Here is a 12,742-nt window from a genome sequence, read left to right as displayed (position 1 = left end):
CGTCAGGTGTCCTCGGGCGGCTGTCCCTCGCCGTTGACCTGGGCGTCCTTCACCTGGGTGCTCTTGGTGTGGGCGTTCTTCACATGGGTGCTCTTCACGTGGGTGCTCTTCACGTGGGTGCGCAGGCGGGCCGAGACGTCCTCCGGCGGCAGGAAGCGGGACCAGCGTTCCGGGAACTCGGAGGGCATGTCGGGGTCGGCCTCGCCCGTGGCTGTGGCGCGGGCGACGTACTCGGCGACCTGGGCCTGCCGCAGCCGCTCGTTGGCCTCGCGGGCCGCGGCCGTGGCGGCGGCCGGCCAGACCCGGTCGATGGCGGCGTTGACGGCGGCCCCGACGAGCACGGCGAACGCGGACACACCGATCCACAGCAGCACGGCGACGGGCGCGGCGAGGGAGCCGTAGATCGTGGGGCCCTCGACCGTGCTGGTCAGGTAGATCCGCAGCAGGAAGCTGCCGAGCACCCACATGCCGAGGGCGACCAGCGCGCCGGGCACGTCCTCGATCCACGGGGAACGGACCGGGACGGAGACGTGGTACAGCGTCGTCAGGAAGGCGATCGACAGCAGGATCACCACCGGCCAGTACAGGACCTGCACGACCGTCGTCGACCAGGGCACGATCCGCACCACCGCGTCCGGACCGGCCACCATCAGCGGCAGCGCCACCGAGCCGATCAGCAGGGCCACGATGAACAGCAGGAAGGCCATCAGGCGGGTCTTGACGATGCCCCGGACGCCGTCGAGGCCGTACATCACGGTGATGGTGTCGATGAAGACGTTCACGGCGCGGGAGCCCGACCACAGGGCGAACAGGAAGCCGATGGAGATGACGTCCGGCCGGCCGCCCTTCATCACGTCGTGCAGGATCGGCTGGGCGATCTCGCGGACGCCCTGGTCGGACAGGACGGTGCGGGATGCCTCCAGGAGGTTGGTCTGGAGGCTCTGGATGGTGTCGGCGCCCGTCCAGGCGTCGACGTAGCCGAGCAGTCCGATCATGCTCAGCAGCAGCGGCGGCACCGACAGCAGAGTGAAGAACGCGGCCTCGGCCGCGAGGCCGAGGATGCGGTACTCGACGCAGGAGTTGACGGTGTCCTTGACCAACAGCCAGGCGGTCCTGCGTTTGGAGACGTTCCGGTAGAGGGCCCGCGCCCGGTGGAGGCGCCCGGAGGGCGTGTCGGGGGTTTCACTTGCTGGCTGCACCCCCTAACGGTATCCGCCGTGCCCGGCCCCACTCACCCACAGGCCGGGTCTTCGCGGACCGGTCCGGGTCTACCGGGTGCCAACGTGCTACCGCGGGGTACGTTCGCAGCATGGCAGGCAGCACGCACACCGTGACGAACCAGGTCCCGCCGCTGGTCGGGTACGACGTCTTCTCCGCCGACCGGGCCCTGGCCGCCGCGGTCGAGCGGCATCTGGAACCGGATCTGCGCGAGGAGGTCCTCGGCGAGCTGACGGCGCTCGGCCGGACCTCCGGCTCGGCCCAGGTTCAGGAGTGGGGGCGGCTGGCCAACGAGAACCCGCCGCGGCTGCTCACGCACGACCGGTACGGCAACCGCGTGGACGAGGTCGAGTTCCACCCCTCCTGGCACCGGCTGCTCGGCAAGGGCGTCTCGGCCGGTCTGACGGCCGCCTGGGACCGGCCGGCCGGGCATCTGCGGCGGGCCGCCGCCTTCCTGGTGTGGACCCAGGTCGAGGCGGGCAACGGCTGCCCGCTGTCGATGACGCACGCGGCGGTGCCCGCCCTGCGCGCCGACCCGGACCTGGCGGCCGAGTGGGAGCCCCGGCTGACGTCCATGGTCTACGACCGTGAGCTGCGGCCCGCGCACCTCAAGGCCGGGGCGCTGTTCGGGATGGGCATGACGGAGAAGCAGGGGGGCAGCGACGTCCGGGCGAACACCACGGCGGCACGGCCCCTCACCGAGCACGGGACCTATGAGCTGACCGGGCACAAGTGGTTCTGCTCGGCGCCCATGTCCGACGGCTTCCTGGTGCTGGCGCAGGCGCCGGGCGGGCTGACCTGCTTCCTGGTGCCGCGGGTGCTTCGGGACGGCTCGCGCAACGTGTTCCGGATCCAGCGGCTCAAGGACAAGCTGGGCAACCGGTCGAACGCCTCCGCCGAGGTCGAGTTCGACGGGACCTGGGCGCGCCGGGTCGGCGAGGAGGGGCGCGGGGTGCGCACCATCATCGAGATGGTCGCGGCGACCCGGCTGGACTGCGTGCTCGGCTCGGCGGGGCTGATGCGGCAGGCCGTGGCGCAGGCGGTACATCACTGCACGTACCGCGAGGCGTTCGGCGGGAAGCTCGCCGACAAGCCGCTCATGCGCAACGTCCTCGCCGACCTGGCCCTCGAGTCGGAGGCGGCGACGACGCTGGCGCTGCGGCTCGCGGCGGCCTACGACGACGGCGGTGAGCAGGAGCGGGCGCTGCTGCGGATCGCGGTGCCGGCGGCCAAGTACTGGGTGACCAAGCGGTGCCCGCCGTTGGCGGTGGAGGCGGCCGAGTGCCTGGGAGGCAACGGCTACGTGGAGGAGTCCGGGCTGCCCCGGCTGGTGCGCGAGTCGCCGCTCAACTCGATCTGGGAGGGTGCGGGCAACGTCCAGGCCCTCGACGTGCTGCGGGCGTTGCAGCGGGAGCCGGGGGCGCTCGACGCGTATCTGCGGGAGGTCGGGCAGGCGCGCGGCGCCGATCACCGCCTGGACGGGGCGATCAAGAACCTGCTGACCGAACTCGCAGATCTGGAGGGCGTGGAGGGGCGGGCGCGGCGGCTGGCGGAGCGGCTCGCGCTGGTGCTCCAGGGTTCGCTGCTGGTCCGTTTCGCGCCACCGCAGGTCGCCGACGCGTTCTGCGCGGGGCGGCTCGGCGGTGACGGGGGCGCGGCCTTCGGGACGCTGCCGCACACGCTGGATCTGGCGTCGGTGGTGGAGCGGGCCCGGCCGGTGTCCTGAATCCGGCCCGCTGATCCGCGGTGATCCGGGTAACGCGAGGGCTTCCGCGTACGCGAGGGCTTCCGGTACGCAAGGGTTTCCGCGTACGCGAGGGCTTCCGCGTACGCGAGGGCTTCCGCGTACGCGAGGGCTTCCGCGTACGCGAGGGCTTCCGCGTACGCGAAGGTTCCTCTTCGTGAAGGTTCCTCCTCCGCGAAGGTTCCTCCTCCGCGAAGGTTCCTCCTCCGCGAAAAGCGAGGGTGGTGCTGCGCCGACACGGCACCACCCCCGCCGCACTGGCCCGTTCGAGCCGCTGAACGCCGCTCGGGACGGCGCGGATCAAGTTTCGGACACGGCCGGTCCGTCCACCAGGGTTGCAGGGGGTTGCAACTTGCTGCTGACTGTGTGCGGACTGTGCGCGGCCGCCTGGGGCAGGCGGCACTATGAGACGGACAGTCAAAAGCGACTCCGGGGGGCGCACGCGCATGGACGTCACGCATTTGGCCGCCGTCGACAGCACACGGGCGGCCCGGGTCCTCAGCGAGGTCCGCGCCGCGCGGCTGGCCGGGCGGCCCGCTCCGGTGTCACCGCGTCCGGTGATCGAGCGGTCCTGGGAGCGGATGCTGCGCGGCGGCATCGACCCGGACCACGACGTGCGGGCAAACCCGCTGTCCCGCGAGGAGGTGCAGCGGCGGCGCGAGACGACGGCATTGCGCCATGTGCTGCCGGTGCTGCGAGAGGGCCTGCTGGCAGCCGCGGACGTCGCCCACCACATCATGGTGGTGGCCGACGCGGACGGCCGGGTGCTGTGGCGTGAGGGCAGCCCGCCGGTGCTGCGCAAGGCGGACGGGCTCGGCTTCGAGCTGGGTGCGGACTGGCGTGAGGACGTCGTCGGCACGAACGGTGTGGGCACCCCGGCCGTGGTGCGCCGGCCCGTACAGGTCTTCGCCTCCGAGCACTTCGTGCGCTCCCAGGCCGGCTGGACCTGCGCGGGCGCTCCTCTGACGGATCCGCGGGACGGCCGGCTGCTCGGCGTGGTGGACGTGAGCGGGCCGCTGGAGACGATGCATCCGGCCACGCTCGCGTGGGTCGGTTCGGTGGCCAAACTGGCCGAGGCCCGGCTGCGGGAGATGCACACGGAGTCGCTGGAGCGGCTGCGCGCGGTGGCGGCTCCGGTGCTGGCCCGGCTCGGCGGCCGTGCCCTGGCCGTGGACGCGGACGGCTGGACCGCCGCGGTCAGCGGGATGCCGTACGTGCGGCGCGTGGCCCTGCCGAAGTCGCTGTCGGCGGGCCCGATACGACTGCCGGCGCTCGGGCCGTGCTCGGTGGAGCCGCTGGCCGGGGGCTGGCTGGTGCGGGCGGCCGCCGACCAGCCGGTGCCGCACGGTCCGGCCCGGATCGTGCTGGACCTCAGGCAGGCGCGGCACTGGTCGGTGGAGGTGCGCGGCGGGGCCGGCTCCTGGATGCGGGAACTGAGTCCCCGGCACGCGGAGTTGCTGTATCTCCTCGCCGTCCACCGCTCCGGCCGCAGTGCCTCGGGGCTGGCCGGGGACGTGTTCGGGGACCCGGCCCGCACGGTGACGGTGCGTGCCGAGATGTCGCGGGTGCGACGGTATCTGGGGGTGTTCCTGGAGCACCGGCCGTACCGGTTCGCCGAGGAGGCCGAGGTCGAGGTGCTGCTTCCCGCCGACCCCCGGGATCTGCTGCCGCACTCGACCGCACCGGCGGTGAGCAGGCGACGCGTGGCCGCAATGGCGCCCTGAGGTTCACTGCGCGTGCCGTACGAGCCGCCCCCGGGGGTGCATCTTTCGCATATTTACGGGGTCTTCGTCCGCGGCACCGCTCACCTGCCGTAGCATCCCTCTACGGACCACCCCACCTGCTCCTCCGTCAACGCGCGGATCACCAGGCGCAGTTGGTCCGTCTCGGGAGGACGTTATGAAGCATCGCGGCAGACACCGGCGGCGCAGGCGGGGCAGGGCGCTGCGCGCGACCCTGGCCGGGACGGCCCTCGCGCTCACCGCCGCCGCCACCCTGATCAGCGCCTCGCAGGCCACCGTCGCCGACGCTCCCGGGGCTCTCAAACCGGTTGCCGCGTCCGACGGGGCCGGGCAGCCGCCCCTGGCCGAGCACCGGGTGCCCGGGCGGTGGCTGGACCGGCTCGCGTCGAAGATGGGCCGGCCGGTCGGCGTCGGCGCGGTACTGGAGAGCGCGGACCTCCCGCTGCGGGACGCGGCCGACTGCTCGACTGCCGACAAGCGCAGCCTGCCGGTGGAACCGGCGGCCACCCGCGCGTACTGCTTCGGCGGCTCCGACACCCGGGGCTGGCGGGCCGGCGCGGTCACGACCTCGGGCGACGCGGACGACGACGGCCGCTGGGGCGGCAACCGCGTGATCCTCTCCGGCTGGACCCGGGGCGCCGAGGGCGGCTCCATGGAGGGCCCGGCCCCCGGGCAGGGCCTGGCCAAGGTCGCCTTCGTCGACGCGAACGACCCCGGCGCGCTGCGTTACACCTGGGCCCTGCTGGCCGTCCCGGTGGACGGCGGGCGGGACTACCGGGGGCTGGTCTCCCCCCTGTCCGGCATGGTCTGGTACCAGGACAAGCTGCTGGTGACGACCCGCGAGGGCGGCAGGGACGCGCTGTACGTGTACGACATGGACCGCATCCAGCGCGCCACTGTCGCATCCGACGCCGTCGGCCGGGTGCGGGGCGGCTGGGCGGCGCACGGCTACCGCTTCGTACTGCCGGCCGTCGGCTCGTACACCCTGCCCGGCGGGGACGGCAGGTCCCGCCCGGCCACCGTCTCCCTGGACCGCAGTACCTCACCGGACAGTCTGGTCGCGAGCGAGTGGATGCCCGCGGACGGCGACCGGCGCACCCTGCTGTGGCGCTACGCGCTGAGCCGGGACCCGGACCGCTCCGGCCTGCTCGCCACCGACTCCTCGGGGCAGGCGGCCCCGACCGAGGTGTACGAGACGAAGGCGGCCGAGGTGCGGGGTGTGCTGGCGTACCGCTCGGGCTGGTACCTGGGCCGCGCGGCGGGCAGCCCGGGCGGGCACGGGACGCTGTGGCGCCAGGACATCGAGGGCGCCCGGGCGGCGGAGTGCGGCTCGGACGAGACGCGGAACTGCTGGAGCGGCGGGTCGGGTTCCCTGTCCTACTGGGAGGAGACCGGCGAGGTCTGGTCCCAGTCGGGGCGGACGCTGTTCGCGCTGCCGCTGACGTCCATCGACAGGGCGCTGCGCTGACCGGCACCGCCCGCGGAGCACGGAGCCGATCGACAGACGTGCAGTCCAGATGATTTTCTGGCCCGCATGACCACCATCGCCGTGACCACCTGGTCCCTGGAGCAGACCGCCCCGACCGACCTGCTGCCGGCCGTCGCGCCGGACGGAGACGTCCGGGTCGTCCGCTCCGAGGTGCCCTCGCCCGAGTTCAGCCGGTACCTGTACGCGTCGGTGGGCGGCGACATCCTCTGGACGGACCGGCTCGGCTGGTCGTACGCGCGGTGGGTGGAGCACCTGGAGCGGCCCGGCGTGGAGACGTGGGTGGCGTACGACCGGGGCACACCCGCGGGGTACGTGGAGCTGGAGGCGCAGGACGACGCGGTCGTGGAGATCGTCTACTTCGGACTGCTCCCCGCCTTCCGCGGCCGGCGCATCGGCGGGCACCTGCTGTCGTACGGCGCGGCCCGGGCCTGGGACCTCGCGGACCGCTGGGCGGGACTGACGCCGACCAAGCGAGTCTGGCTGCACACCTGCAGCAAGGACGGCGAGCACGCGATGGACAACTACCAGCGGCGCGGCTTCAAGCTGTTCGACACCAAGGTCGAGGAGGAGGCGGAGGTCGCCGCTCCGGGACCGTGGCCTGGGGCGTTCCCCATCTGACCTGGACGGACACCTCGGGGGCGCCCGATGTGACCCACACCACCCTTGTCTTGTCCTGCGAGACAAGGGTGTCCGCATCTTGGACGAAGCTGGACTGTGTCCAGATCGCCGTGACACGCTTCCGTCATGTCTGGAACTGGAATTGCCTTGGTGAGTCGGCGGCACGTCGACCTCGGCCGCATGTCCAGCGCCATCTGTCCGGCGCACTGAGCGTACTCAGCCCGCGCCCGACATTCTTCTTTCCTGCCTCACTCCTCGCGCAATGACGCGCCCCATGCCCATGCGCCCGCGCGCGCAGGTCAGAGCCGCTTTCCCGCCTGTCCCGAAGGACGTATCAACCATGGCCGCCACCCCGCAGAACCCTGCTGCCGCGACTCCCCGCCGCAAGGTGAGCCGTCACCGCGGTGAGGGTCAGTGGGCCGTGGGGCACCACACCCCACTCAACGGCAACGAGCAGTTCAAGAAGGACGACGACGGTCTCAATGTGCGGACACGCATTGAGACGATCTACTCCAAGCGGGGCTTCCACTCGATCGACCCGAACGACCTGCGCGGCCGTATGCGCTGGTGGGGGCTGTACACCCAGCGCAAGCCCGGCATCGACGGCGGCAAGACGGCGATCCTGGAGCCGGAGGAGCTGGACGACGAGTTCTTCATGCTGCGCGTCCGGATCGACGGCGGCGCACTGACCACGCGGCAGCTGCGGGTCATCGGCGAGATCTCGCAGGAGTTCGCGCGCGGCACCGCCGACATCACGGACCGGCAGAACGTCCAGTACCACTGGATCCGCATCGAGGACGTCCCCGAGATCTGGAACCGGCTGGAGGCCGTGGGGCTGTCCACGGTCACGGCCTGCGGCGACACGCCGCGTGTGATGATCGGCTCGCCGGTGGCGGGCATCGCCGAGGACGAGATCATCGACGCCACCCCGGCCCTGGAGGAGATGAAGCGCCGCGTCCTGAACAACCCGGCGTACTCGAACCTCCCCCGCAAGTTCAAGACGGCGATCTCGGGCTCGCCGGTGCTGGACGTGGTGCACGAGATCAACGACGTCGCGTTCGTCGGTGTCGTCCACCCCGAGCACGGCCCCGGCTTCGACGTGTGGGTCGGCGGCGGCCTGTCCACCAACCCCAAGCTGGGTGTGCGGCTGGGCGCCTGGGTGTCGATCGACGACGTGCCGGACGTCTACGAGGGCGTCATCTCGATCTTCCGTGACTACGGCTACCGCCGGCTGCGCACCCGTGCCCGCCTGAAGTTCCTCGTCGCGGACTGGGGCGCGGAGAAGTTCCGCCAGGTCCTGGAGGACGAGTACCTCAAGCGCAAGCTGGTCGACGGGCCCGCCCCGGAGCAGCCCTCCCAGCTGTGGCGCGACCACATCGGTGTGCACCGGCAGAAGGACGGCCGGTTCTACGTCGGTTTCGCCCCGCGCGTGGGCCGCGTCGACGGCGCGACGATCACCAAGATCGCCGACCTCGCCGAGGCCCACGGCTCGGGCCGGGTGCGCACCACCGTCGAGCAGAAGATGATCGTCCTCGACGTCGAGGAGAGCCAGGTCGACTCGCTCGTCGAGGCCCTGGAGGCGCTCGACCTCACCGCCCGGCCCTCCACGTTCCGGCGCGGCACCATGGCCTGCACCGGCATCGAGTTCTGCAAGCTCGCCATCGTCGAGACCAAGCAGCGCGGCTCGCAGCTGATCGACGAACTGGAGCGCCGTCTGCCGGACTTCGACGAGCCGCTCACCATCAACCTCAACGGCTGCCCGAACGCCTGCGCCCGTATCCAGGTCGCGGACATCGGTCTCAAGGGCCAGCTCATGCTCAACGACCAGGGCGAGCAGGTCGAGGGTTACCAGGTGCACCTGGGCGGCGCCCTGGGTCTGGAGGCCGGTTTCGGCCGCAAGGTCCGCGGCCTGAAGGTCACCTCCGAGGAACTGCCCGACTACGTCGAGCGCGTCCTGAAGCGGTTCCAGGCCGAGCGCGAGGACGGCGAGCGGTTCGCCGCGTGGGCGGCGCGGGCCGGCGAGGAGGCCCTGTCGTGAGCGAGCGGGCGGCACCGTTCTACTGCCCCTACTGCGGCGACGAGGACCTGCGTCCGAGCGAGGCCGCGGAGGGCAGGCACGGCGCGTGGGAATGCGCGGCGTGCAGCCGGGCCTTCTCGCTGAAGTTCCTCGGGCTGCTGTCCCGGGGACCGAAGCGATCCGATTCCGGAGGGGCACAGATATGACGACCGCTCAGGAAGAGCGCACCACCGAGGACCTGAAGCAGCTCGCCGAGCAGGCGGGCCGCGATCTTGAAGACGCCTCCGCGCTGGAGATCCTCCAGTGGGCGGCGAAGACGTTCGGCAAGCGTTTCTGCGTGACCTCCTCCATGGAGGACGCGGTGGTCGCCCACCTCGCCTCCCGCGCCATGCCCGGCGTCGACGTGGTCTTCCTCGACACCGGCTACCACTTCGAGGAGACCATCGGCACCCGCGACGCGGTCGAGGCCGTGATGGACGTCAACCTCATCACGCTCACCCCGCGCCAGACGGTCGCCGAGCAGGACGCGGAGTACGGCCCGAAGCTGCACGACCGCAACCCCGACCTGTGCTGCAAGCTGCGCAAGGTGCAGCCGCTGGAAGAGGGCCTGAAGGACTACCAGGCCTGGGCGACCGGTCTGCGCCGCGACGAGTCCCCGACCCGGGCGAACACCCCGGTGGTCGGCTGGGACGAGAAGCGGCAGAAGGTCAAGATCTCCCCGATCGCCCGCTGGACCCAGGACGACGTGGACGCCTACGTCACCGAGCACGGCGTGCTGACCAACCCGCTGCTGATGGACGGTTACGCCTCCGTCGGCTGCGCCCCCTGCACCCGCCGGGTCCTTCAGGGCGAGGACGCCCGTGCCGGCCGCTGGGCCGGCCGCAGCAAGACCGAGTGCGGGCTGCACGGATGACGACGACGATTCAGGAGAGTGACGTGACGACCGGAGCCACCGTCTGGCTCACGGGTCTGCCGAGCGCCGGCAAGACCACGATCGCCTACGAACTGGCCGGCCGCCTCCGCGAGGAGGGTCACCGGGTCGAGGTGCTCGACGGCGACGAGATCCGCGAGTTCATCTCGGCGGGCCTCGGCTTCAGCCGCGAGGACCGGCACACCAACGTGCAGCGCATCGGCTTCGTCGCCGAGCTGCTCGCCCGCAACGGCGTGCTCGCCCTCGTCCCGGTCATCGCGCCGTACCAGGACAGCCGCGAGGCGGTGCGCAAGCGCCACCGGGCGAACGGCACCGGCTACGTCGAGGTCCATGTCGCGACACCCGTCGAGGTGTGCAGCGAGCGGGACGTGAAGGGGCTGTACGCCAAGCAGGCCGCGGGCGAGCTCACCGGGCTCACCGGGGTCGACGACCCGTACGAGGCGCCCGAGTCGCCCGACCTGCGCATCGAGTCGCAGAACCAGACCGTGCAGGAGTCCGCGGCGTCCGTGTACGCCCTGCTCAGCGAAAGGGGACTGGCATGACGACGACCGTCGCCACCGTTTCCGAGGGGACCGAAAGCCCGTACGCGCTCTCCCACCTCGACGCCCTCGAGTCCGAGGCGGTGCACATCTTCCGCGAGGTGGCGGGCGAGTTCGAGCGGCCGGTGATCCTCTTCTCCGGCGGCAAGGACTCCATCGTCATGCTGCACCTGGCACTGAAGGCCTTCCGGCCGGCGTCGGTGCCGTTCTCGCTGCTGCACGTGGACACCGGGCACAACTTCCCCGAGGTCCTCGACTACCGCGACCGCACGGTGGAGAAGCACGGGCTGCGGCTGCACGTGGCCTCCGTGCAGGACTACATCGACCGCGGTGTCCTCAAGGAGCGCCCGGACGGCACCCGCAACCCGCTGCAGACGCTGCCGCTGACCGAGAAGATCCAGGCGGAGAAGTTCGACGCCGTCTTCGGCGGCGGGCGCCGCGACGAGGAGAAGGCCCGCGCCAAGGAACGGGTGTTCTCCCTGCGCGACGAGTTCTCCCAGTGGGACCCGCGCCGGCAGCGCCCGGAGCTGTGGAACCTGTACAACGGCCGGCACGCGCCCGGTGAGCACGTCCGCGTGTTCCCGCTGTCCAACTGGACCGAGCTGGACGTGTGGCAGTACATCGCCCGCGAGGGCATCGAGCTGCCGCAGATCTACTACGCGCACGAGCGCGAGGTGTTCTCCCGCAGCGGCATGTGGCTGACCGCCGGCGAGTGGGGCGGGCCGAAGGACGGCGAGCGGGTCGAGAAGCGGCTCGTGCGCTACCGGACCGTGGGTGACATGTCCTGCACCGGCGCGGTGGACTCCGACGCCGACACCATCGAGAAGGTGATCGTGGAGATCGCCGCCTCCCGGCTCACCGAGCGCGGCGCCACCCGCGCCGACGACAAGATGTCCGAGGCCGCGATGGAAGACCGCAAGCGCGAGGGGTACTTCTAGAGATGAGCACCATCACCACCGAGGAACTCGCGGAAACGACGCTTCTGCGGTTCGCCACCGCCGGTTCCGTCGACGACGGCAAGTCCACCCTCGTGGGCCGGCTGCTGCACGACTCCAAGTCGGTCCTCACCGACCAGCTGGAGGCCGTGGAGCGCGTCTCCGCGAGCCGGGGCCAGGAGGCGCCGGACCTCGCGCTGCTGACGGACGGCCTGCGGGCCGAGCGGGAGCAGGGCATCACCATCGACGTGGCCTACCGCTACTTCGCCACGCCCCTGCGGCGGTTCATCCTCGCCGACACCCCCGGCCATGTGCAGTACACGCGGAACATGGTCACCGGCGCCTCCACCGCCGAGCTGACGGTGATCCTGGTCGACGCCCGCAACGGCGTGGTCGAGCAGACCCGCCGGCACGCGGCCATCGCCGCCCTGCTGCGCGTGCCGCACGTGGTCCTCGCCGTCAACAAGATGGACCTCGTCGGCTACGAGGAGAAGGTGTTCGCCGCCATCGCCGAGGAGTTCACGGCGTACGCGACCGAGCTGGGCGTCCCAGAGGTCACCGCGATCCCGATCTCGGCGCTCGTCGGCGACAACGTGGTGGAGCCTTCCGCGAACATGGACTGGTACGGCGGCCCGACGGTGCTGGAGCACCTGGAGACGGTGCCGGTCAGCCACGACCTGAGCCACTGCCACGCCCGGCTGCCCGTGCAGTACGTGATCCGTCCGCAGAATTCGGACCACCCGGACTACCGGGGCTACGCCGGTCAGATCGCGGCCGGTTCCTTCCGCGTCGGCGAGTCCGTCACGGTGCTGCCGTCCGGCCGGGCCTCGAAGATCTCCGGCATCGACCTGCTGGGCGAGCCGGTGGACGTGGCCTGGACGACGCAGTCGGTGACCCTCCTGCTGGAGGACGACATCGACATCTCGCGCGGCGACCTGATCGTGCCGAGCAAGGACGCTCCCGCGACGACGCAGGACATCGAGGCGACGGTCTGCCATGTCGCCGACGCCCCGCTGACGGTCGGCCACCGGGTGCTCCTCAAGCACGGCACCCGCACGGTCAAGGCGATCGTCAAGGACATCCCGTCCCGCCTCACGCTCGACGACCTGTCCCTGCACCCGCACCCGGGACAGCTCGTCGCCAACGACATCGGCCGGGTGAAGATCCGTACCGCCGAGCCGCTGCCGGTCGACTCCTACGCCGACTCGCGCCGCACCGGCTCGTTCATCCTGATCGACCCGAACGACGGCCAGACCCTCACCGCCGGCATGGTCGGCGAGTCCTTCGCGGCCCCCGAGCCGGTCAAGGACGAGTCGGAGGACGACGGGTGGGACTTCTGACATGACCTCCCCCGACTTCTACTCGATGTTCGCCAAGGAGGGCGGCCGCGTCGGCAGCGGTGCTCTCGGCTGGGGGTGCCCCCAAACGGAGTTTGGGGGAGGGCAGGGCGGAGTGGCGCGATGTGTGCGCTGACGTACGCGCACCGCATGCGCGCCCTCACCCCCCACC

The 12,742-nt window shown here is 71.5% G+C and carries 12 protein-coding genes; 11 read left to right on the top strand and 1 reads right to left on the bottom strand.

Annotated elements, in window-relative coordinates:
- Positions 1 to 2: 2 nt before the first annotated feature.
- Entirely contained in the window at positions 3 to 1,199 is a 1,197-nt protein-coding gene (locus ACZ7EG_RS22005) for a YihY/virulence factor BrkB family protein (RefSeq protein ID WP_471081307.1), read from the bottom strand.
- Positions 1,200 to 1,309: 110 nt separating this feature from the next.
- Between ACZ7EG_RS22005 and ACZ7EG_RS22000 the strand changes: the two genes are divergently transcribed.
- From ACZ7EG_RS22000 to ACZ7EG_RS21950, 11 genes are all read left to right on the top strand, one after another.
- Positions 1,310 to 2,944: an acyl-CoA dehydrogenase family protein gene (locus ACZ7EG_RS22000; RefSeq protein ID WP_471081304.1), complete on the top strand. Its 1,635-nt coding sequence runs from the start codon at positions 1,310 to 1,312 to the stop codon at positions 2,942 to 2,944.
- A 464-nt stretch (positions 2,945 to 3,408) separates the two neighbouring features.
- Positions 3,409 to 4,686 carry a GAF domain-containing protein gene (locus tag ACZ7EG_RS21995; protein ID WP_471081301.1) on the top strand — a complete coding sequence of 426 codons (1,278 nt, stop codon included), beginning with the start codon at positions 3,409 to 3,411 and terminating at the stop codon, positions 4,684 to 4,686.
- 175 nt (positions 4,687 to 4,861) lie between these two features.
- The gene (locus tag ACZ7EG_RS21990) at positions 4,862 to 6,172 is read left to right on the top strand and encodes a hypothetical protein (protein WP_471081298.1); all 1,311 of its coding nucleotides are present in this window, start codon (positions 4,862 to 4,864) and stop codon (positions 6,170 to 6,172) included.
- Positions 6,173 to 6,238: 66 nt separating this feature from the next.
- Positions 6,239 to 6,811 (top strand): GNAT family N-acetyltransferase, encoded by a 573-nt coding sequence (locus ACZ7EG_RS21985; protein ID WP_471081295.1) that lies wholly within the window; start codon positions 6,239 to 6,241, stop codon positions 6,809 to 6,811.
- A gap of 126 nt (positions 6,812 to 6,937) precedes the next feature.
- On the top strand, positions 6,938 to 7,021 hold the full coding sequence (locus tag ACZ7EG_RS21980; RefSeq protein WP_311241247.1) for a putative leader peptide: 84 nt from the start codon (positions 6,938 to 6,940) through the stop codon (positions 7,019 to 7,021).
- A gap of 130 nt (positions 7,022 to 7,151) precedes the next feature.
- Positions 7,152 to 8,849, top strand: coding sequence for a nitrite/sulfite reductase (locus ACZ7EG_RS21975; RefSeq protein WP_471081292.1), 1,698 nt, complete (start codon positions 7,152 to 7,154; stop codon positions 8,847 to 8,849).
- The gene (locus ACZ7EG_RS21970) at positions 8,846 to 9,034 is read left to right on the top strand and encodes a hypothetical protein (RefSeq protein ID WP_471081290.1); all 189 of its coding nucleotides are present in this window, start codon (positions 8,846 to 8,848) and stop codon (positions 9,032 to 9,034) included. Before ACZ7EG_RS21975 ends, ACZ7EG_RS21970 begins: the two co-directional genes overlap by 4 nt.
- Entirely contained in the window at positions 9,031 to 9,741 is a 711-nt protein-coding gene (locus ACZ7EG_RS21965) for a phosphoadenylyl-sulfate reductase (RefSeq protein ID WP_471081288.1), read from the top strand. Before ACZ7EG_RS21970 ends, ACZ7EG_RS21965 begins: the two co-directional genes overlap by 4 nt.
- A 23-nt stretch (positions 9,742 to 9,764) precedes the next feature.
- Complete coding sequence (cysC, locus tag ACZ7EG_RS21960; RefSeq protein ID WP_471081285.1) at positions 9,765 to 10,301, top strand: adenylyl-sulfate kinase; 537 nt, start codon at positions 9,765 to 9,767, stop codon at positions 10,299 to 10,301.
- Complete coding sequence (gene cysD / locus ACZ7EG_RS21955) at positions 10,298 to 11,236, top strand: sulfate adenylyltransferase subunit CysD (RefSeq protein WP_471081282.1); 939 nt, start codon at positions 10,298 to 10,300, stop codon at positions 11,234 to 11,236. The genes cysC and cysD overlap by 4 nt, the downstream gene beginning before the upstream one ends.
- A gap of 2 nt (positions 11,237 to 11,238) precedes the next feature.
- Positions 11,239 to 12,573, top strand: coding sequence for a sulfate adenylyltransferase subunit 1 (locus ACZ7EG_RS21950; RefSeq protein ID WP_471081279.1), 1,335 nt, complete (start codon positions 11,239 to 11,241; stop codon positions 12,571 to 12,573).
- Positions 12,574 to 12,742: the final 169 nt, after the last annotated feature.

This window comes from Streptomyces sp. NPDC037100 (assembly GCF_055606225.1).
Note: the sequence above shows the minus strand (reverse complement) of the source record. Positions and strands in the feature narration are given on the sequence as shown.

Excerpts from the sequence above, each read along its gene's own strand:
- ACZ7EG_RS21950 (WP_471081279.1), top strand. The coding sequence starts at position 11,239 with ATGAGCACCATCACCACCGAGGAACTCGCGGAAACGACGCTTCTGCGG.
- ACZ7EG_RS21980 (WP_311241247.1), top strand. The coding sequence starts at position 6,938 with ATGTCTGGAACTGGAATTGCCTTGGTGAGTCGGCGGCACGTCGACCTC.
- ACZ7EG_RS21975 (WP_471081292.1), top strand. The coding sequence starts at position 7,152 with ATGGCCGCCACCCCGCAGAACCCTGCTGCCGCGACTCCCCGCCGCAAG.
- ACZ7EG_RS21995 (WP_471081301.1), top strand. The coding sequence starts at position 3,409 with ATGGACGTCACGCATTTGGCCGCCGTCGACAGCACACGGGCGGCCCGG.
- ACZ7EG_RS22000 (WP_471081304.1), top strand. The coding sequence starts at position 1,310 with ATGGCAGGCAGCACGCACACCGTGACGAACCAGGTCCCGCCGCTGGTC.
- ACZ7EG_RS21990 (WP_471081298.1), top strand. The coding sequence starts at position 4,862 with ATGAAGCATCGCGGCAGACACCGGCGGCGCAGGCGGGGCAGGGCGCTG.
- ACZ7EG_RS21985 (WP_471081295.1), top strand. The coding sequence starts at position 6,239 with ATGACCACCATCGCCGTGACCACCTGGTCCCTGGAGCAGACCGCCCCG.
- cysD (WP_471081282.1), top strand. The coding sequence starts at position 10,298 with ATGACGACGACCGTCGCCACCGTTTCCGAGGGGACCGAAAGCCCGTAC.
- ACZ7EG_RS21965 (WP_471081288.1), top strand. The coding sequence starts at position 9,031 with ATGACGACCGCTCAGGAAGAGCGCACCACCGAGGACCTGAAGCAGCTC.